The 20,044-nt window shown below is 59.9% G+C and carries 16 protein-coding genes; 3 read left to right on the plus strand and 13 right to left on the minus strand.

From position 1 onward, the window contains the following. Window positions 1–95: 95 nt before the first annotated feature. Complete coding sequence (locus tag D8U73_RS13630) at window positions 96–1,367, minus strand: OprD family porin (protein ID WP_130904783.1); 1,272 nt, start codon at window positions 1,365–1,367, stop codon at window positions 96–98. A gap of 237 nt (window positions 1,368–1,604) precedes the next feature. On the opposite strand from D8U73_RS13630, the gene D8U73_RS13635 reads away from it, so the two are divergent. After that, on the plus strand, window positions 1,605–2,225 hold the full coding sequence (locus tag D8U73_RS13635) for a TetR/AcrR family transcriptional regulator (protein WP_130904766.1): 621 nt from the start codon (window positions 1,605–1,607) through the stop codon (window positions 2,223–2,225). Window positions 2,226–2,257: 32 nt separating this feature from the next. Here the strand turns inward: D8U73_RS13635 and D8U73_RS13640 are convergent, their stop codons facing one another. The 4 genes from D8U73_RS13640 to hydA all read right to left on the minus strand — a co-directional run bounded on the left by D8U73_RS13640 (window position 2,258) and on the right by hydA (window position 7,819). Then, complete coding sequence (locus D8U73_RS13640) at window positions 2,258–3,340, minus strand: RHS repeat-associated core domain-containing protein (protein ID WP_130904767.1); 1,083 nt, start codon at window positions 3,338–3,340, stop codon at window positions 2,258–2,260. 225 nt (window positions 3,341–3,565) lie between these two features. Then, window positions 3,566–4,846 carry an NAD-dependent dihydropyrimidine dehydrogenase subunit PreA gene (gene preA / locus D8U73_RS13645; protein ID WP_130904768.1) on the minus strand — a complete coding sequence of 427 codons (1,281 nt, stop codon included), beginning with the start codon at window positions 4,844–4,846 and terminating at the stop codon, window positions 3,566–3,568. Further along, on the minus strand, window positions 4,847–6,214 hold the full coding sequence (locus D8U73_RS13650) for an NAD(P)-dependent oxidoreductase (protein WP_130904769.1): 1,368 nt from the start codon (window positions 6,212–6,214) through the stop codon (window positions 4,847–4,849). 165 nt (window positions 6,215–6,379) lie between these two features. Then, window positions 6,380–7,819 (minus strand): dihydropyrimidinase, encoded by a 1,440-nt coding sequence (gene hydA, locus D8U73_RS13655; RefSeq protein WP_130904770.1) that lies wholly within the window; start codon window positions 7,817–7,819, stop codon window positions 6,380–6,382. Between the two features lie 538 nt (window positions 7,820–8,357). On the opposite strand from hydA, the gene D8U73_RS13660 reads away from it, so the two are divergent. Further along, a complete protein-coding gene (locus tag D8U73_RS13660) occupies window positions 8,358–9,842 on the plus strand; it encodes an NCS1 family nucleobase:cation symporter-1 (protein WP_056852872.1) in 1,485 nt (494 codons plus the stop codon). 165 nt (window positions 9,843–10,007) lie between these two features. Further along, window positions 10,008–11,285, plus strand: a complete 1,278-nt coding sequence (locus D8U73_RS13665; protein WP_056852871.1) for a Zn-dependent hydrolase — start codon at window positions 10,008–10,010, stop codon at window positions 11,283–11,285. A gap of 64 nt (window positions 11,286–11,349) precedes the next feature. Here D8U73_RS13665 and D8U73_RS13670 read toward each other — a convergent pair whose 3' ends face one another. From D8U73_RS13670 to D8U73_RS29340, 8 genes are all read right to left on the minus strand, one after another. Next, window positions 11,350–12,738, minus strand: a complete 1,389-nt coding sequence (locus D8U73_RS13670; RefSeq protein WP_130904771.1) for an amidohydrolase family protein — start codon at window positions 12,736–12,738, stop codon at window positions 11,350–11,352. A 12-nt stretch (window positions 12,739–12,750) separates the two neighbouring features. After that, window positions 12,751–14,115, minus strand: coding sequence for a nucleobase:cation symporter-2 family protein (locus tag D8U73_RS13675; RefSeq protein ID WP_056852869.1), 1,365 nt, complete (start codon window positions 14,113–14,115; stop codon window positions 12,751–12,753). A gap of 249 nt (window positions 14,116–14,364) precedes the next feature. Beyond that, a complete protein-coding gene (locus D8U73_RS13680; protein ID WP_130904772.1) occupies window positions 14,365–15,411 on the minus strand; it encodes a GTP-binding protein in 1,047 nt (348 codons plus the stop codon). A 75-nt stretch (window positions 15,412–15,486) separates the two neighbouring features. After that, window positions 15,487–16,116 (minus strand): UbiX family flavin prenyltransferase, encoded by a 630-nt coding sequence (locus tag D8U73_RS13685; protein WP_130904773.1) that lies wholly within the window; start codon window positions 16,114–16,116, stop codon window positions 15,487–15,489. Next, window positions 16,113–17,498 (minus strand): UbiD family decarboxylase, encoded by a 1,386-nt coding sequence (locus D8U73_RS13690; RefSeq protein ID WP_130904774.1) that lies wholly within the window; start codon window positions 17,496–17,498, stop codon window positions 16,113–16,115. The genes D8U73_RS13685 and D8U73_RS13690 overlap by 4 nt, the downstream gene beginning before the upstream one ends. 126 nt (window positions 17,499–17,624) lie before the next feature. Next, on the minus strand, window positions 17,625–18,530 hold the full coding sequence (locus D8U73_RS13695; RefSeq protein ID WP_053158646.1) for an amidohydrolase family protein: 906 nt from the start codon (window positions 18,528–18,530) through the stop codon (window positions 17,625–17,627). 4 nt (window positions 18,531–18,534) lie between these two features. Beyond that, window positions 18,535–19,464, minus strand: coding sequence for an amidohydrolase family protein (locus D8U73_RS13700; protein ID WP_056852865.1), 930 nt, complete (start codon window positions 19,462–19,464; stop codon window positions 18,535–18,537). A 236-nt stretch (window positions 19,465–19,700) separates the two neighbouring features. Beyond that, a partial coding sequence (locus D8U73_RS29340) for a hypothetical protein (protein WP_206663022.1) occupies window positions 19,701–20,044 on the minus strand: 344 nt, incomplete at its 5' end.

Here is a 20,044-nt window from a genome sequence, read left to right on the forward strand (position 1 = left end):
GAAGTTTGCAGGGGGCCGCTGCGCGACCCAGCGCGAGCAAGCTCCCTCGCCACAGTCCCTCGCCACAGTGCTTCTGTGCCTGCAATCAATCTCCCTTACAACAACGAAATCGGATAGCTGATGAACAAGCGGTTCTCATCGAATTCGTTGGTGCTGAAACTCTTGCGGATGCTCGCGTTGCGCCATTTGACGTTGAGGTTCTTCAACGGCCCGCTCTGCACTGTGTAGGCCAGTTCCGATTCGCGACCCCATTCCTTGCCGTCAGTGATGGTGCCGGTGTGCACGTTGTCGCCGCTGATGTAGCGGTTCATCAGGGTCAGGCCCGGAACGCCCAAGGCGACGAAGTTGTAGTCGTGACGTACCTGCCAGGATTTTTCCTTGGCGTTGTCGTAGCTGGAGTTGTAGCTGTCGTTGGCCAGGGTGCCGCCGCTGGTGCCGTTGACGCGCATCCACGCATCGTCACCGCTGAGTTTCTGCAAGCCGACATAAAAGGTATGGCCACCGTACTTGGCCGAGAGCAGGGCGAATGCAGTCTTGTTGTCGAGATCACCCGCCAGCGCGCTGCCGTCTTCCTTGCCGATGAAGTAGCCAAGGTTGGCACCCAGGGTCCAGGCACCGATGGGTTGACTGTGGCTCAGGTTGAAATACTGCTGTTGGTAAAGGTCGCTGAGTTCGGCGTACCACACGCCGACCTGGGTGCGCTTTTCGTTGAACGCATATTCACCACCGCCGAAGTTGAAGCGGTCGGAACTGAAGGCCGCCGATCTGCCGTTCATGAACATGTCTTCCATGCTCGCATCGTTGCGCGGACTGTTCTGGCGGAACTGGCCACCGTAAAGGGTCAGGCCGCTGATTTCGGTGGAAGTCACCTGGCCGCCCTGGAAGGTTTGCGGCAGCGAACGACCGTCGTCGGAGCGCAGGATCGGCAGCACCGGCATCCACTCGCCGACTTTCAACTCGGTTTTCGACACTTTGCCTTTGAGCGCTACACCCAGGCGCCCGAAGTTATCGGCGGGGCGGCCGTCACTGTGTATCGGCAATAGTTGCGTGCCACCGGTGCCTTTACCGCCGTCGAGCTTTTGCGAGTACATCCCCAGCACGTCTACACCGAAGCCGATCGGGCCTTGGGTGAAACCGGACTTGGCGTCGAGGATGAAGTTCTGCGTCCATTCTTCGGCCTTGCCCTGGGGGTAGGCAGGGTTGGTGTAGTTACGATTGAAGTAGGCATTGCGCAGGTTCAGCGTGGCTTTGGCGTCATCGGTAAAGCCTTCGGCCTGGCTGGTCATGGGCAGGGCGAGGGCCAGGCTGCTGCAACCGATCAGGCTGAGGGTGTGGCGACGGGCGAAGGTGGGGTGTGAACTACGGATGGACGAATTGCGCGCGTGTTTGCTCACTGTGACGTTCCCTTTCTTTTTTGTTTTTATTGTTTGTCATACGTCGTCGTACAACATTGGCGGCGATTATTTACGGGACGTTTCAGAGTTGTCAATCGGAAGTTATACGATGACTCGCGCAGCTGATAGGAGGTTGATTCTCGTTTTGCCCTGTCGCCCCAAGCCAGAGCGGGTGATAGTCTTGTTTAACGCTGTTGTCAGGGAGCCCTTATGGGCAATCACAAGATCGAGATTCGTCGCAGTAACGTCGAGAAAATCCTGCTGGGGGCCGAAAAGGTCTTCGCCGAGAAAGGTTTCGGCAGCACCGCCATGGCCGATATCGCCGCCGAAGTAGACCTTCCGCGCTCCAACCTGCATTACTACTTCAGCACCAAGACCGAGTTGTACAGCGCGGTTTTGTTCGACCTGCTGGAAGTCTGGAAGCAGGACGCGCTGTGCTTCGAGATGTTCGACGACCCGCGCGTAGTACTCAGCAGCTACATCCGGGCAAAAATGAACCATTCGCGCAGCCGTCCGTATGGCTCGAAAGTCTGGGCCAACGAAATCATCCACGGTGCGCCGACCTTGGGCGTAGCGCTGGATGCGAGCCTGTATGACTGGGCCAAGATGAAAGAAGCGAAGATCCGCCAGTGGGTGGACGACAAACGCATCCTGCCGGTGGAGCCTTCAAGCCTGCTCTACATGATCTGGGCCTCGACCCAGCACTACGCCGACTTTGACCACCAGGTGAACATCCTCAATGACCATCAACCGCTGTCGGACATGCAGTTCGAGCGGGCGATACAGACGGTGACCAGTGTGATTTTGCGGGGGATCGGGTTGGAGCCGTAGGTCGGAATCCAGCGGCTCCTGCAGCCAAGGGGTCAGCTTCTGACCTGTTTGGTGGAATTAATTAATTCCCGCATGTTGTCTCGTTTAATTATATTGCTTTTCCTTTGTAATGCGTTTTTGAAATTGGCTCGTGCGCTTGCTGTAGTACTTTGGTCAAGATTTTTTTTTATTTCTGAAAGTTCCTTGCTCTGCTTTGGAGTGCCGGTGGCAATGAAGTCTGGGTTTTTCTTCTTGAGGGCGTCATATTTTTCTCCAATGTCTTTGAGTTTTGCGATGTGTCTAGTACTTCTGCTAGGTTGAGCACTTAATCTTGGTCCGCGAGTAGTCGCTGGAAGCTCTAGTATTGGGACGCGATGGGCGGGCGTTCGACCAAGTCCGGGCTGCTGCAAACTGGTGGGGGACTGATCAGTTAGTGAGTTCAGTATTGGGTTGCTATTTGTTGAAATAGGCGAACTGACTGCGCTGGATGTTTGTGATTGGGCTTTGATTATAGAACTATGTTTAGTGATTACTGAACCACGCTCAGGCCTAATGATCACCGATGCGCGAGAACGGTTGAATAGGGTAGTAAGAACGTGGAGTTTACCATTTCCAGTAGGATCAAAAAAATTTATCGGATCATTTTCGCAATAAGCATAAGAGTTAATTCCCCCGTCATCAAAAGGACTCAGCTCATCCGGGCTATTGAATCGCATCAACACAGGATTATAAAATCGATTGCCATGGCCTAATGGATAATGGCCCGTAATGTCGTCAGGATACTCACCATTAAACCCGAATAAACGACTTAAGCCGCTGACATTCGGGTGATGGCCGTAGGCGGTATAGGAAAATTTCCGAGAATTAACTGGCGAAAGGGATTGCAGCAACGAGTGCGCCTGATCGGTCACCAAAAGCGTTTTTTCGGTAACCCCTGCTTCACTTTGTTGCTGCGCCAACAGTTGAGCTCCATGGCGCAGGATTGTTCGTTGCGTCTGCTGTCCCAGCTCGGTAGTCAGGTGGTTCACTTGATAAAAACGCTGTGTGCTGTTACCCGCCAGTAGCCCGACGCCCGTGAGGCGGTCGAGTGGGTCGTATTGATAGCGGCAAAGAATGTTCAATGATGAGTCCGACATATCGAGATCCACGCTGGCGAATTGACTGTGCGTTAGCATCGAAGATATGTCGAGTGGCGTCTACTAGCAGAACTGATAGGTAAGGAGTCTGGAAGTTGGTGTTGTAGCGCTGGCCTCATCGCGGGCAAGCCCGCTACCACAGTGGTTTATGGCGTACTCAAATGCTGTGTACACCAGCGATCCCTGTGGGAGCGACTGTCTTCCCCTGCCATTCGTCACCGCCATTCAGTGCCGTCCCGCAACATGATACGGATTGCGCGGATCATGGTTCCAGTCCAGAAACGGCTTGCCGCTGTCCACGGGCACCATCTCGATACAATCCTGCACCGGGCAGGTGATCTGGCATAGATTGCAACCCACACATTCTTCATCGATCACTTCATAACGATGGGTCCCGTCGGGATTTTTCAGGCTGGCCACGGCCTGGTGCGAGGTGTCTTCGCAGGCGATGTGGCAACGACCGCAACCGATACAGGCCTGCTGGTCGATTTTCGCAATCACTTGATAGTTGATGTCCAGGTATTTCCAGTCCGTGGTGTTGGCCACCGCGCGCCCGGAAAACTGCGCGATGCTGGTGTAGCCCTGGCTGTCCATCCAGCGCGACAGCCCGTCCTTCATCTCCTCGACAATCCGGAAACCGTGGAGCATCGCCGCGGTGCAGACCTGCACCGAACCACAGCCCAACGCGATGAATTCCGCGGCGTCGCGCCAGTTGCCGATGCCGCCGATGCCACTGATCGGCAGGCCATGGGTCTGCGGGTCGCGGGCAATTTCGGCGACCATGTTCAGGGCAATCGGCTTGACCGCCGACCCGCAATAACCGCCGTGAGTGCTTTGGCTGCCGACCATGGGGTTGGCGACCATGCGCTCCAGGTTAACGCTGGTGATGGAGTTGATGGTGTTGATCAGCGACACCGCATCCGCACCGCCACGGTGAGCCGCGCGGGCGGCGACGCGGATGTCGGTGATGTTCGGCGTGAGCTTGACGATCACCGGCAGCGAGCAATACGTCTTGCACCAACGGGTGACCTGTTCGACGTATTCCGGCACCTGGCCGACCGCCGCACCCATGCCGCGTTCCGGCATGCCGTGGGGGCAACCGAAGTTCAACTCGATACCGTCGGCGCCCGTGGCCTCTACCAGCGGCAGAATGTGTTTCCAGGACTCTTCGACGCAAGGCACCATCAACGACACGATCAACGCGCGGTCCGGCCAATCCTTTTTCACTTGGGTGATTTCCCGCAGGTTGATCTCCAGCGAGCGGTCGGTGATCAGTTCTATGTTGTTGAAACCCAGCACTTCACGGTTCGGCCCGAAATGCGCCGAATAGCGTGACGATACGTTCACCGCCGCCGGGTCTTCACCCAGGGTTTTCCAGACCACACCGCCCCAGCCCGCCTCGAAGGCGCGGACCACGTTGTAAGCCTTGTCGGTCGGCGGCGCGGAGGCCAGCCAGAACGGATTGGGCGACTTGATGCCAGCGAAGACAATCGACAGATCGGCCATTTACGCAGCCTCCACGTTGAGCATCAGTTGAGTGTTGATTGCTTCGGCGGCGCGCTTGCCGTGTTGCACCGCTTGTACGGTCAGGTCCTGGTCGAGGCTGGTGCAATCGCCACCGGCATACACCCCGGGAATGCTGGTGCGCAGATTTTCATCGACTTCGATGCGCTCGCCCTGACGCTTGAGTTCACGGGCCAATGGGTCGGCGAGGGCGCTGCCGTCAAAGGCCTGGCCGATGGCTTTGAAGATGGCGTCGGCGGCTAGTTCGAACGTTTCGCCGGTGGTTTGCAGGCGTCCTTCGACCAGATGGGTGCGGGCGAATCGCATGCCGCGCACCCGGCCAGCGTCATCGAGCAGCACTTCTTGCGGTTGGGCCCAGGTCAACAAGCGCACTTGATTGGCCTTGGCGATGTCTTGCTCATGCAGGGTGGCGCCCATGTCCTCGACGCCACGGCGGTACACCAGGTTGACATCGTGAGCACCGAGGCGGGCCATTTGCACGGCCATGTCAATGGCGGTGTTGCCTGCGCCGAGGACGATGCAATGCTCGGCAAGCGGTAGCTGGGTGAGGTCATCGGCCTGGCGCAGTTCGCGGATGTAATCGGTCGCGGCCAGAAGCCCCGGTGCGTCTTCGTGGGCCAGCCCCAGTTGCTTGCTCGCTGCCAGACCGAGGCCGAGAAACACCGCGTCGAATTGTTGATGCAGCTCGCTCAGGCTCAGGTTGTCACCGAGTTTTTGTCCGTGACGGATTTCGATGCCGCCGATCTGCAGCAGAAAATCCAGTTCCTTTTGCGCGTAGTCGTCCACCAGTTTGTACTTGGCGATCCCGTATTCGTTAAGTCCGCCAGCCTTGTCCCGGGCCTCGAAAATGACCACGTCATGCCCGTGCATGGCACTGCGGTGCGCACAGGACAGCCCGGCCGGACCGGCGCCGACCACGGCGATGCGTTTGCCGGTTGCGGCGGCGCGGGGGAACGGGTGCTCACTGAAGTGCGCGTTGTCCACGGCATAGCGCTGCAACAGGCCAATCAGTACCGGCGCACATTCGTGGGCGTTGTTGCGCACGCAGGCTTGCTGGCAAAGGATTTCCGTCGGGCAAACCCGGGCGCAGCTGCCGCCGAGAATGTTGGCCGAGAGGATTTTCTGCGCCGCACCTTGCACGTTTTCCTGCTGGATATTGCGGATGAACGAAGGAATATCGATTTCGCTCGGGCAGGCGTTCACGCACGGCGCGTCGTAGCAATACAGGCAGCGCGAGGCCTCCAGATGCGCCTGGCGATCATTGAGCGGGGGCGCCAGATCGGTGAAATGGCCGGCGAGGGCGGCGGCGCTCTCGGCGGGGTGCGGGAGATGGTCGAGGGTCTTGATCACGGTTTTTGGCCTCACGGTGAATTGAGGTGCTGCCTCTGAACGGGCACTGTTCTTTGTTTCACCCTGTGGCGAGGGAGCTTGCTCCCGCTGGGTGGCGAAGCCGCCCCAAATGCGGCCTGCTGCGCAGTCCAGCGGGAGCAAGCTTCCTCGCCACAGGGAATCGGGTCAGCGTTTCACGGGCGTGGGCTGATTCAACTCCGCCCGCTTGCTCAGCAAATCAAACACCGCCGGATACGCCGGCCGTTCGATATAGCGCCCGGCACCCCGTTCTGCGCGCAGGTCGCCATCGGCCCAGACCACGCGTCCCTGGCTGATGGTATGGCTCGGCACGCCGCGCACGGTCTTGCCTTCGAAGATGTTGAAGTCGACCTGCTGGTGATGGGTCTTGGCGGAAATGGTCCGCGTGCCCAGCGGGTCCCACAGCACCAGATCGGCATCGGCGCCGACCCGGATCGCGCCTTTGCGCGGATAGAGGTTGAAGATCTTCGCGGTGTTGGTGGACGTCAGCGCGACGAATTGCCGCATCGAAAAGCGCCCGGTATTCACACCTTCATCCCACAGCACCGCCATGCGGTCTTCGATACCGGCCGTGCCGTTGGGAATTTTGCTGAAATCATCCTTGCCCGCGGCTTTTTGCTCGGCGCAGAAACAACAGTGGTCGGTGGCGGTCGTGTGCAGGTTGCCCGCTTGCAAGCCATGCCAGAGCGCCTCTTGATGACCCCGAGGGCGGAACGGCGGACTCATCACGTAGCCAGCGGCGGTCTGCCAGTCCGGGTGCTGATAGACGCTGTCGTCCAGCAACAAGTGCCCGGCCAGCACTTCGCCGTAGACCGGTTGGCCCTTGGCCCGGGCGTAGGTGATTTCATCGAGGGCTTCCTTGGTCGAGACATGCACCAGATATAGCGGCGTGCCGAGGGTTTCGGCAATGCGGATCGCCCGGCTCGCGGCTTCGCCTTCAACTTGCGAAGGGCGCGACAGCGGATGCGCTTCCGGCCCGGTCATGCCCTGGGCCATCAGTTTGCGTTGCAGGTGATAGACCAACTCACCGTTTTCGGCATGCACGGTGGGCACCGCACCCAATTCCAGGCAGCGCTCGAAACTCGCCACCAGGGTGTCATCGGCGGCCATGATCGCGTTCTTGTAAGCCATGAAATGCTTGAAGCTATTGACCCCATGGTGGATCACCAACTCAGCCATCTCTTCACGGACCTGCTCGCTCCACCAGGTAATGGCCACATGAAAGCCGTAGTCGGAGGCTGACTTCTCGGCCCAGCCACGCCACTGATGGAACGCCTCCATCAAGGACTGCTGCGGATTGGGAATCACAAAGTCGATGATCGACGTGGTACCGCCGGCCAGTCCCGCCGCCGTACCACTGAAGAAGTCTTCGCTGGCCACGGTGCCCATGAAGGGCAGTTGCATGTGCGTGTGCGGGTCGATGCCGCCGGGCATCAGATACTGGCCGCTGCCATCGAGCATTTCTGCACCTGCAGGAATATCCAGGTTTTCGCCGATGGCCTTGATTACGCCGTCTGCGCAATACACGTCGGCGCGATAACTTTCATCATGGGTAATAATGGTAGCGCCACGGATCAACAGAGACATTCCGAGTTCCTCGCAGGCAATGACCGGCTGATACCGGTTCTAAGTGTTTTATATGAAACGAGTGCTGAAAGGGCTATTCCTGTCAGCGCTGTCAGGATTAAACGCTAGCTGCAGTTTATGGAATCGGCAAGAATATTTTTTATAAGCTTATTCCATAGATAAATATTTGATAAATAACGTTTAAAATTGAGATTCACCAAAATGGTGAGGCCGCTCACCATTTTGACGCACTTGACAGGATCTAAATATGGTCAAGATTTCTTATGTGAAATCAGCTGTTTGAGATTGGTCTATGGTGTATGCGCGACTTTGAAAAAAAATTCACGCACCAGATTGAGTCCTGACTGATTGGACAACTTGCCTGGCATTCGGCCTGAGTGGCACGGCACATACTTCATTCAGTCAATAAAACCGATAAACATCAGTTGGTTGCAAAGTGTTATGGAACTGCCCGATGCGCAAGCGGGGCACTCGGCACGTTTATTGATTCCGCCAGTCCCTGATGAGCAACAATAATCAAAAGAACAGTGGAGCGGCCATGCAACAGATCAGATCGCAAGTGACCGAGCGGGACGGCTTGTTCGAGCTCGAAGCCGGCAGCGATGTCCTCGACAGTCCCCGTTACAACCACGATATCGCGCCGACCAAGGTGCGTGAACGAACCTGGAACAAATGGCACATCACCGCACTGTGGGTCGGCATGGCGATTTGCGTGCCGACCTATACCCTGGGCGGCGTGTTGACCGCGTACTTCGGCCTGAGCGTCGGCGAAGCGCTGTTGGCGATTCTGTTTGCCAACATCATTGTCCTGATTCCACTGACGTTGAATGCCTTCCCCGGTACCAAGTACGGCATCCCGTTTCCGGTGTTGCTGCGGTCGTCCTTTGGCATCCTCGGTTCCAACATTCCGTGCCTGATCCGGGCGCTGGTGGCGTGTGGCTGGTTCGGCATTCAAACGATGTTTGGCGGCCTGGCGATTCATCTGTTCCTCGGTTCGGTGTTCGAGGGCTGGAAATCCCTGGGCGGCACCGGTGAAGTGATTGGTTTCATGGTGTTCTGGGCGCTGAACCTGTGGGTGGTGATTCGCGGCGCCGAGTCGATCAAATGGCTGGAAACCCTTTCTGCACCGTTGTTGGTAGCGGTGGGAGTGGGTCTGTTGGTGTGGGCGATGCCCAATGTCTCAATGACCGAATTGCTGGCGATCCCGGCCAAGCGTCCCGAAGGCGCTGGCGTGGCGAGTTACTTCGCGGCCGGGCTGACGGCGATGGTTGGCTTCTGGGCCACCTTGTCGCTGAACATTCCGGACTTCAGTCGCTACGCAAAAAGCCAGAAGGATCAGATCGTCGGGCAGATCATCGGTCTGCCGCTGACCATGTTTCTGTTCGCGTCCCTGGGCGTGGTGATGACCGCGGCTTCGGTGAAACTGGTGGGGGTGACCGTGTCCGATCCAGTGACCCTGATCGGCCACATCCAGAGCCCGATGTGGGTGGCGCTGGCGATGGCGCTGATCATCATCGCCACACTGTCGACCAATACCGCCGCCAACATCGTGTCGCCGACCAATGACTTCCAGAATATCGCGCCCAAGGTGATCAACCGCACCAACGCCGTGTTGCTGACCGGGTTTGTCGGTCTGGCATTGATGGCCCATGAACTGCTGAAAAAGCTCGGGCTGATCGTCTCGGACATCAGTCTGGAAACCGTTTACTCCAATTGGCTGCTCGGGTATTCCAGCCTGCTTGGGCCGATCGCAGGGATCATGGTGGTGGACTATTTCCTGATCAAGAAACAGCAACTGGATCTCGCCGGGCTGTACCGCGATGACGTCTATCCGGCATGGAACTGGAGCGGCTTCATCGCGTTTGGTGTGCCCGTAGTGCTGACGTTGTTGTCGCTGGGCAGCGACGCGTTCAGCTGGTTCTACAGTTATGGCTGGTTTACCGGCTCGGCGCTGGGCGGGTTGATTTATTACGGGTTGAGTGTGATGCGCCCCAGCCCGTCTGTTGCGAAGACTGCGGTGTGAAGGAGGGCCTCATCGCTGGCAAGCCAGCTCCCACAAGTTTCTCAGGTGTTCACAAAACCCTGTGGGAGTTGCGGTGCGACGATTCGACTTGCCAGCGATGGCGGCCTAAAGCACAGCGCAGAATTGAACTGAACAAATTGATAAGAACAGCCTGAGGAGATCCCCATGAACGCGGCCGTTGACGTTCTGCAGTCCACCCATCAGCACATCGATCGCGATCGTCTATGGCAGTCGCTCATGGAGTTGGCCAAACTCGGCGCCACGGTCAAGGGCGGCGTTTGTCGCCTGGCCCTGACCGATCTGGATCGACAGGCCCGGGACATCTTTGTCAGATGGTGCGAGGAGGCAGGCTGCACTGTCAGCATCGACGCCGTCGGCAACATTTTCGCCCGCCGTGCAGGACGTAACCCGAACCTGCCACCGGTGATGACCGGCAGTCACATCGATACCCAACCCACCGGCGGCAAGTTCGACGGCTGTTTCGGCGTACTGGCCGGCGTTGAAGTACTGCGCACACTGAACGATTTGCAGATAGAGACCGAGGCGCCGCTGGAGGTGGTGGTCTGGACCAACGAAGAGGGCTCGCGCTTCGCGCCATGCATGATGGGTTCCGGGGTGTTCGCGGAAAAATTCACCCTCGAAGAAACCCTGGCCAAGGTCGACGCCGAGGGCGTGACGGTGGGTGAGGCGCTCAACGCCATTGGTTATGCGGGGGAGCGCAAGGTCAGCGGGCACAAGGTCGGGGCTTACTTCGAAGCACACATCGAGCAAGGCCCGATCCTCGAAGACGAACGCAAAACCATCGGCGTAGTGATGGGCGCCCTCGGGCAAAAATGGTTTGACCTGAAACTGCGCGGTGTCGAAGCTCACGCCGGGCCGACGCCGATGCACCTGCGCAAGGACGCCCTGGTCGGCGCCGCGGTGATTGTCGGTGCGGTCAATCGTGCCGCACTCGGCCATCAACCTCACGCCTGCGGCACCGTTGGCTGCCTGCAAGCCTATCCCGGTTCGCGCAATGTCATTCCCGGTGAAGTGCGCATGACTCTGGATTTCCGCCACCTGGAACCGGCACGCCTGGACTCGATGATCGCCGAAGTCCGCGAAGTCATCGAGACCACCTGTGAAGAACATGGCCTGACGTATGAACTGACACCCACCGCCGACTTCCCGCCGTTGTATTTCGACAAAGGTTGCGTCGAAGCCGTGCGCGGTGCCGCTCAAGGCCTGGGCCTGTCGCACATGGACATCGTCAGTGGCGCAGGCCACGACGCAATCTTCCTTGCCGAACTCGGCCCGGCCGGCATGATCTTCGTGCCTTGCGAAGGCGGCATCAGCCATAACGAAATCGAAAACGCCGCACCCGATGACCTGGCCGCCGGCTGCGCGGTGCTGTTGCGGGCGATGCTGGCGGCTTCGGCAGCGGTGGCGAAGGCTGAGCGGTAAACCCTGTAGGAGCGAGCCGCCCGGATCCGGCTCGCTCCTACAGGGGGACAGGTGCGGCGGGGGGTTATTCGTCGACGTTCATCAACTGCCTCACCCCATCCCACGCCTCGGCGCGCATCCGCTGTACATCCAGCCCCGGAATCACGCCGTCATCGACCACCACGCGACCGCCTACCAGGCTGTAGCGCACCGCGATCGGTTCACCCGCCACCACGGGCGCCACGGCAATGTCGTGGAAGCCGAAGAACCGCGGATGGTCCAGGCCATAAACCACCAGGTCCGCCGCTTGGCCCACTTCAAGCGTGCCGACCGCGCCCAGCCCGAGCACCTGCGCACCACCTGCCGTACCCCAGTGAATGACATCTTCGGCCGTGGTGGCTGATGCGCCTTGTTCCGCCCGGTGAATCAACCACGCGGTGTTGGCTTCACCGACCATGCTCCCTGACTCGTTGGAGGCCACGCCATCGACGCCAAGTGAGATCGGTACGCCCGCCTCGAACATCTGCGGGATTGGCGCAACGCCGCTGCCCAAACGCGCATTGCTCACCGGGCAGTGGGAAACGCCGGTGCCGGTTTGCGCGAGCATGCGGATTTCAGCGGGTTGCAGGTGCACCGCATGGGCGAACCAGACGTCCGGGCCGAGCCATTCGTGCTCGGCGACGAACTCCACCGGCAGGCAGTTGTACTTTTCGCGGCAGAAATTCACGTAGTTCTGCGTCTCGGACAGGTGCGTGTGCAAGCGCAAACCGAGGCCACGGGCCGTGTGCGCCAGTTCCCGCAGCAGGGTGGGCGGCAGAGAGAAAGTCGGAGTCGTCGGCGCCACCACCACCCGGCGCATCGCATCCGGAGTGTCCTGGTGATACCGCGACTTCAGGCGTTCGATATCGCCGACCATCTGCTCCAGGGTTTCCGGTTGCAGCGCGGTTTTCGAGAATCCGGGATGGGCGCTGGCGGACTCCAGCGCACCGCCCCGGCACAGCACAAAACGCAGACCGAATTCATCGGCCATGTCAAACAACAGGTCGCCGGTCTCGGTGGTGCCGTGGGCGTGATAGAGGTAGTGGTGATCGGCGCAGGTCGTTACCCCCGAGAGCAGCAACTCGGCCATTCCCAGTCGTGCGGCGATGCGCGCCAGTTGTGGCGTGAATCGGTTGAGGCGTGGATAGGGCACGCTGGCCAGCCAGCCTTGCAGGTCTTGATTCAAACCTTCCGGCACGGCTTTGAGCAGGTTCTGGAACAGGTGATGGTGGGTGTTGATCCAGCCCGGATAGACCACCGAGTGACGCGCATCGATGACCCGTTCACCGGGTTGCGCTTCGAGGTTGGCAGCCATTTCGGCGATGCGCCCGTTGACGATTCGAATGTCCACGGCACCGGCCCGGGCACGCGGGCCGCGCAGGCCGGTCATCACCGCCTGCGGGTTTTTGATCAGGATGTTTTGCAGTTGAGTCATGAGTGGCTCCAGTCAGAGGCTGTGGGAAGCGGATTTGCTGGTGGCGGCATCAGGCACGCTGACACCGTTGAGAGCGGCGTTGAGCAACACCGACACCAGGCAGGCGATCACCACGCTGCTGTGCAGGAACGGCTGCGACCACTCGGGAAGTTGCTTGAACAAGGCCGGTGCCAACACCGGCACCAGGGCGGCGGCGATGGTGAAACCGACGATCAGCACGTTGTAGCGATTGCGCTCGTAGTCGACCTTGGCCAGGGTCTGGATGCCTGCCGCCGCGACCACACCGAACATGGCAATCCCGGCTCCGCCAAGCGCCGCGGTCGGCATCGACGCAATGATCGCGCCGGCCTTGGGCACCAGCGCCACCGAGCACATCAACAAGCCGCTGACGGCCACCACCCAACGACTGCGCACGCCGGTGAGGATCACCAGACCGACGTTTTCCATGAAGGCAATGAACGGAAACGCAGCGAACATCCCGGCGATGGTGCTGGCCAGGCCGTTGGCGCGCAGGCCGTTGATCACCTGTTTGTCTTCCACCGGTTTGTCGACGATGTCGCCGATGGCCACGAACAGGCCCATGGACTCGACCATCTGCACGATCATCACCACCACCATGGTGGCAATGGGGATCAGGCTGAAGGTCGGCAGGCCGAAATAGAACGGGTAGGGCACGGTCAGCCAGGGGGATTCCTGCACGCTGTGAAAGCTGCCCATGCCCAGCCCATAGGCGAGCCCGGCACCCACCAGCATGCCCACCAGCACCGCCATGTTGCGCAGCATCGGGCTGCCATAGCGGTTGACCAGCAGGATGGTGAGCAACACCACCGCTGCCACCGCAAGGTAGGCCGGTGCGCCGAAATCAGCGGCATGACGCCCGCCGCCGACCCACTCATAGGCAATCGGAAACAGCTGCAAGCCGATCACCGTGACAATGCATCCGGTGACTACCGGCGGAAAGAACCGCCGCAAGCGTCCCACGAACGGCGCGGCGAGCATGGTGAAAATCCCCGCGCCGATCACCGCCCCGCAAACCCCGGCGAAACCGACCTCCGGGTTGCTGCCGATGGCGATGACGGGGCCGACGCTGCTGAAGGCCACGCCCTGGAGGATCGGCAGGCGCACGCCGAATTTCCAGAAACCGACGGTTTGCAGGAGGGTGGCGATGCCGGAACAGAACAGCGTGGTGCTGATCAACACCACCGTGTCGGCCTGTGACATCTTCAAGGCGCTGGCGACAATCAACGGCACGGCGATGGCGCCGATGTACGAGACGGCCATGTGTTGCAGGCCGAGGGTGAGCATTTGTCGTACCGATAACACCTGGTCGACGGGATGGAGGGTGACGGGTTTTGCAGGGGTAGTGGCTGACGACATGGGGAAACACCTCTTGCTGTTTTTATGCTGTAGAGAGGGGTATTCGTTCTGATGCCAATTGCGGGAACGCCATCGATCACTGTGGGAGCTGGCTTGCCAGCGATAGCGGTCTGATAGTCGAAAAGAAAGTGACTGTCCTGCCCTCATCGCTGGCAAGCCAGCGCCCACAGGTTTTGAGGCGTTCTTTCGGACTGACATCAGTCATTCGTGTGCCCCGGAACCGCCATCCACCGGCTCCGATGCCTTTGTTCAGCCTGCCAGGCAGGCGGCAAAGCCCTGGTTCAACGCTGCGCGGTCCAGGTCGCGGCCGATGAACACGATCTTGCTGGAGCGCGGTTCGCTGCCCCACAGGGTTGATGCGCGGAACTCGACGAGGCTGTGCACGCCCTGCAGCACATAACGCTGATCCTGATCGGCGACCGCCAGCACACCCTTCATGCGGTACAGGTTGTCGGCCTGCTCGGTGCGCAACTGCGTGATCCAGCGGTGAAAGTCGCCGAGGTTGACCGCAGCGTCCACGGCAATGCCTACCGACGACACGCTTGGGTCGTGGTCATGATCCAGATCGTCATGATCGTGATGCTGCTCATCGGCGTGATGATCGTGCTCGGCGCCGATTTCCATGAGTTTTTGCGTGGACTCGAAGGCGCCGATGCCGAGGATCCTGGTCAAGTCGATTTCGGCGTAGCTGCAAGTCACCAGATCCGCCGTGGCGTTGAGGCCGCGGATCTTGTCGCTCAGGGACGCCACTTCGGCGGCGCTGACCAGGTCGACCTTGTTGATGACAATACGGTCGGCGCAGACAATCTGGTCCACCGCCTGATTGTCCACGCCATCGAGTTGCAGGTCTTCCAGGTGCTGGGCGATGTGCTTGGCGTCGACCATGGTGACGATGGCGTCGAGTTCGACTTCATCGGCAATCGGGTCATTGATGAAAAAGCTCTGGGCCACCGGATACGGGTCAGCCAGGCCACTGGTTTCGATCAGGATGTGATCGAGCCGCACCGGGCGCGCCACCAGTTCGCGGACGATGCGCACCAAATCCTCGCGGACTTCGGCGGTGCAGCACACGCAGCCGTTGACCATCTCGTAGATTTCTTCGGTTTCGGAGCTGAGCACCAAATCACCGTCGATGCCGACTTCGCCGAATTCGTTTTCGATCACGGCGATTTTTCGGCCATGGTTCTCTTTAAGGATGTAGTTGAGCAGGGTGGTTTTGCCGGCGCCGAGGAACCCGGTGAGGATGGTCACCGGGATTTTGGTGTTCGGGGTCGGGGCGTTGAAGGGCGTGTTCATGTGATGCTCCTTGCCTGTGTTATTTGTCGGAATGCGATCCACTGTGGGAGCTGGCTTGCCAGCGATTGCGGTATTTCATTCAGCAGAGATGGCAACTGATCTACCGCTATCGCGAGCAAGCTCGCTCCCACAGGGTTTTGTGTGTTCGCCCCAGCGCATCGCAGTGCCCGCATCGAGGCCAAACAGATCGAGGACCCGGCCGAGGCTGTGATCGACCATTTGCGCAAGGTCTTGCGGGCGGGCGTAGAAGGCCGGGACGGGCGGGGCGATGATGCCGCCCATTTCGGTCACGGCGGTCATGTTGCGCAGATGGGCGAGGGTCAGCGGAGTCTCCCGGGCCATCAACACCAGCGTGCGGCGCTCCTTGAGTGTGACGTCGGCCGCGCGACCGATCAGGCCCGATGAAGTGCCGGTGGCGATTTCCGCCAGGGTGCGCATGGAACACGGCGCAACGACCATGCCCAGGCAGCGGAACGAACCGCTGGCGATCCCGGCGGCCACATCGTCAGCGCGGTGGTAGTGGCTGGCCAGCGCAGTGACGTCGGCCAGTTTGTAGTCGGTTTCGTGGGCCATGGTCAGCAGCGCCGCGCGGCTGATGATCAAGTGGCTTTCGATGTCCAGTTCGGCGAGCAATTGCAGCAGGCGCACGCCATAGATGAAACCCGATGCACCGCTGATGCCCACCACCATGCGCTGGCGATTCATGACGCAAAGCTCCTGAGCAGATTGCGCGCGCGCTCCAGCACATCCTGGTCGAGCTGCGCCTTGATCCCGTCGAATCCTGAACCGCGCGTAGCGTCCAGGCCCATGCGCGAGGTGGTGCCGTTGACCGAGGAGGAAGGGTCCAGCGGGCTGCCGGGCAAACCGTCGATGACGAACAGGTCCTGGTGCGGCTGGAAGTGGGTGGCCAGCGCCCACAGCACCTGGCTGTCGTCGCTGATGTCGATATCGCTGTCCACCGCGATCACGGTTTTCAGATACGGGTCCCAGCCGAGCAACGCCAGCATGATCTGCCGCGCCTCGCCGTCACGGCTCTGGTCCAGCGCCACGTAGCAGTGAAAATGCGTGCCGGAATTCGGGTAATGCACGGCCGTCACGGCGGGGAAACGGGCCTTGAGCTTTTCACTCATCTCCGCTTCCCTTGGCAGTCGCGCCAGGGTCAGGTGCTCGGCATAACGACCGCCGACCACATCCACCAACCAGGCGTCCTTGCGCCGCATCAGGGTGTCGACTCGCAGCACATTGTTGGTCGAGCGATCCGAGGAATAGCCGCTGAATTCACCGAACGGACCTTCTTCGGCATAGGCCGCCGGGTCAATGGCGCCTTCCAGGACGAATTCCGCGTACGCCGGCACGCCGATGCCATAGCGCGGGGTTTTCACCAGCTCCAGCGGCGCACCGAACAAGCCCCCGGCCACTGCGCGCTCATCGCTGCCGAAGGGCAAGCGTGCGGCAGCGGCGAGCATGAACAACGGGTGCGCACCGACCACCATGGCCACGCGCAATTCTTCGCCACGCTCGCGGGCGGTTTGCAGCATGCGCCACAAGTGGCCGCGCGAATGCAGGCTGGTGGCCAGGGTCTGCCGGGCATGGCGCATCGAGCGGTGATAGCTCATGTTGGCGATGCCGGTGAGCGGGTCTTCGGCGATGATGATCGCGTTGGTGATGTATGGCCCGCGGTCACTGGCGAAATGCTTGAGCATCGGCAGCAATGCCAGGTCCACGGCTTCGCCTTCGAAGATTTCATCCAACACTGGGCCGCTTTCCACGTAGCGCGGGGCGATGGGGTTATTGGCGCGTTGCTGGAAAGTTTCGTGCAGTTGCGCCGGGGCAACGCCGAACATCCGGGCGATTCGGCTGCGGGAAGCGAACAGGTTGGTGACCACGGGGGCGCCGAAGTTGCCGACTTTTTCGCAAATCAGCAGGGGATCGCGACCTTGTGAGGTCAAGGCATCGACCAGGGCGGTGACGTCCTGATCGGCAGAAAGGCAATGTTGGACGGCCAGCACATCGTCCGGGTACTGCCGGCGATAGGCATCTAGAAAGTCGTGAAAATCCTGGGTATCGCCGAGCGTCGAGAGGGTCATGGTTTCACCTCCATGTAGGCGCGAGCCTTGCTCGCGATGGTTTTAAAGACAACGCGGGATTCCAGACAGCACGGCGTCATCGTTGACCTCCATCGCGAGCAGGCTCGCTCCTACAGGTTTTGCGGGTTAGAGGTACGTCGTGGTCAGACGAATGTCCGCCTCGATCAGGTCCTTGGGCGGCGGCGTCGGTTCGATGCCGCACAGCCGGGCGATGTTGTTGCCCAGGTAATCCTCAAGGTGGTCCTCGTCGATGCCCAGGCCTTGCGGTGCGGGTGAGCACAACACTTCCAGTTCGCGCAGCCACATGCCCGGTTCGTTCGGCGGCGAATCGGTGCCGAACACGATCTTGTTGCGAGGCAGGTCCTTGGCGAACTCGACGATCCGCGACTGAAAACACCAGCCGGATTCGCAGTAGACATTTGGCGTGTCCATGGCCATCCAGAACGCCTCGAATGAGTAGTTGCCGCCGGTCTGGATGCCGAAGTGGCCGATGATGAAGTTGACCATCGGGAACTCACGGATGATCGGGTAGAACATCGTCGGAATGGTGTACGGCCCGTCACCGGTGTGGATCAGCACCACGATGTTGTACTTGGCGCAGACTTTCATGGCCGGACGCAGCCAGTCCAGCGCCCGGTCCGGCCGATAGCCGTGCATGTTGGCGTGCAGCTTGAGCATCTTGAAGCCGTATTCCTTGATATGGAATTCCAGCTCCGCCGCGCCGTTTTCCGGTCCCCAGCGCGGGTTGAAGTTGAAGTTGCCGATGAAGCGGTCCGGGTACTTCACGCACAACTCAGCGACGTACGACATGTAATCGCGCACGCCCTCGCGGCCCCGACGGTTACCGTCGCGATAACCGGTGTTGCCTGGTGGCGGCTGGATGAAGCCCATGTCGATACGGCGCGGTTTGCCATTGATCATGTAAGGGCCGTCCATCAGCTTGAGCATGCGCTCGCCGGTGAACGGTTCGCCGGTGTGGCGCCAGGCCTCGTCGACCAGGTTGGTGGGGTGCAGATGGGTATCGATAATCATCGGTTCAGCTCCTGGCCAGTTGCGTGGTGACGGGACGCTTGAGTTGCGCCTGTGCTTCGCTGACCGAGCGTGGCGGCGGGGTCGGTTCGAGGCCGATCATCCGGGCAGTGTTGTTGCCCAGGTATTCTTCCAGGGTGTCCTCGTCGAGGTTCAGGCCCTGCGGCGGCTCGTGGCACAACACTTCGAGCAGGCGCAGCCACATGCCCGGTTCGTTCGGCGGGGTGTCGGTGCCGAACAGGATCTTGTGGGTCGGCAGGACCTTGGCGAATTCGACGATCCGTGATTGCAGGCACCAGCCCGATTCGCAGTAGACGTTGGGCAGCTCCATCGCCCATTGCATCGGTTCGAACACGTAGACGCCACCGGTCTGCACGCCAAAGTGCGCCATGATGAAATCAACGTTGGGGAACTCCTTGATCATCGGCACCCATTCCGAGGGGATGCTGTAAGGCCCGTCGCCGGTGTGCAGCTTGACCGGGATGCCCAGCTCGGCGCATTTCTCGAAGGCCGGGCGCACCCAGTCCAGCGCACGGTCCGGGCGGTAGGCATGCATGTTGGCCTGCATCTGGACCATCTTGAAACCGTGTTCCTTGACGTAGCGTTCGATCGCCTCGACGCCGTTTTCCACGCCGCAGCGCGGGTTGTAGACGAAGCAGCCGATGAAGCGGTCCGGGTAGGTCTGGACCATTTTCAGTGTGTAGGCCATGTACGCGTCGATGGACTCGCGGCCGCTGAGGTCGCCGTCGGTCCAGGTGTAGATGGTGTTGCCCTGCGGTGGCTGGATGAAGGCTTTGTCGATGCGGCGAGGCTTGCCGTTGACCATGTACGGGCCATCCATCATCTCCAGCAGACGCTCGCCCGTGAACGGGTCACCGTCATGCCTCCAGGCGAGGTCCACCAGATCGGTGGGATAGCAGCTGATATCGATGATCATTGAAGTCGATCTCCTGATAGCGGGGAAGGGAACCTTGCGGTTCACAGCAGCCACGTCCCGGGCAATCGGCCATTTCTATGCGCAAAGACTCACGCATTCCCTCGCCTGGTCGCATCCGGCTCGGGACGCTGGCTGCTTGGGGGGAAGTATTGGAAGGGGGTGTCGTGTTCGTACAATATTAATTGGGCGGGGGTTTGATATGCGTTCGATATGGCTTTGTATCGACCCGGCGGGCCTCATCGCTGGCAAGCCAGCTCCCACAGGTTTTCTGGTGCGACAGAGATTGGATTTGCCAGCTGCCACAGGTTTTTTGGTGTGACAGAGATTGGATTGCCAGCTCCCACAGTTTTGAGGTGTGACAGAGATTGGATTGCCAGCTGCCACAGGTTTTGAGGTGTGACAGAGATTGGATTTGCCAGCTGCCACAGATTTTGTGGTGTGACAGAGATTGGATTTGCCAGCTCCCACAGATTTTGTGGTGTGACAGAGATTGGATTGCCAGCTGCCACAGGTTTTGAGGTGTGACAGAGATTGGATTTGCCAGCTGCCACAGATTTTGTGGTGTGACAGAGATTGGATT

The sequence above is a fragment of the Pseudomonas sp. Sample_22 genome (assembly GCF_004307635.1).
Lineage (GTDB): Bacteria > Pseudomonadota > Gammaproteobacteria > Pseudomonadales > Pseudomonadaceae > Aquipseudomonas.

Bases quoted from the DNA above. Each gene is read 5' to 3' on its own strand.
- D8U73_RS13695 (WP_053158646.1), bottom strand. From the start codon at position 18,530: ATGATTATCGATACCCATCTGCACCCCACCAACCTGGTCGACGAGGCC.
- D8U73_RS13700 (WP_056852865.1), bottom strand. From the start codon at position 19,464: ATGATCATCGATATCAGCTGCTATCCCACCGATCTGGTGGACCTCGCC.
- D8U73_RS13675 (WP_056852869.1), bottom strand. From the start codon at position 14,115: ATGTCGTCAGCCACTACCCCTGCAAAACCCGTCACCCTCCATCCCGTC.
- D8U73_RS13665 (WP_056852871.1), top strand. From the start codon at position 10,008: ATGAACGCGGCCGTTGACGTTCTGCAGTCCACCCATCAGCACATCGAT.
- D8U73_RS13685 (WP_130904773.1), bottom strand. From the start codon at position 16,116: ATGAATCGCCAGCGCATGGTGGTGGGCATCAGCGGTGCATCGGGTTTC.
- D8U73_RS13670 (WP_130904771.1), bottom strand. From the start codon at position 12,738: ATGACTCAACTGCAAAACATCCTGATCAAAAACCCGCAGGCGGTGATG.
- preA (WP_130904768.1), bottom strand. From the start codon at position 4,846: ATGGCCGATCTGTCGATTGTCTTCGCTGGCATCAAGTCGCCCAATCCG.
- D8U73_RS13690 (WP_130904774.1), bottom strand. From the start codon at position 17,498: ATGACCCTCTCGACGCTCGGCGATACCCAGGATTTTCACGACTTTCTA.
- D8U73_RS13680 (WP_130904772.1), bottom strand. From the start codon at position 15,411: ATGAACACGCCCTTCAACGCCCCGACCCCGAACACCAAAATCCCGGTG.
- hydA (WP_130904770.1), bottom strand. From the start codon at position 7,819: ATGTCTCTGTTGATCCGTGGCGCTACCATTATTACCCATGATGAAAGT.
- D8U73_RS13635 (WP_130904766.1), top strand. From the start codon at position 1,605: ATGGGCAATCACAAGATCGAGATTCGTCGCAGTAACGTCGAGAAAATC.
- D8U73_RS13640 (WP_130904767.1), bottom strand. From the start codon at position 3,340: ATGTCGGACTCATCATTGAACATTCTTTGCCGCTATCAATACGACCCA.
- D8U73_RS13660 (WP_056852872.1), top strand. From the start codon at position 8,358: ATGCAACAGATCAGATCGCAAGTGACCGAGCGGGACGGCTTGTTCGAG.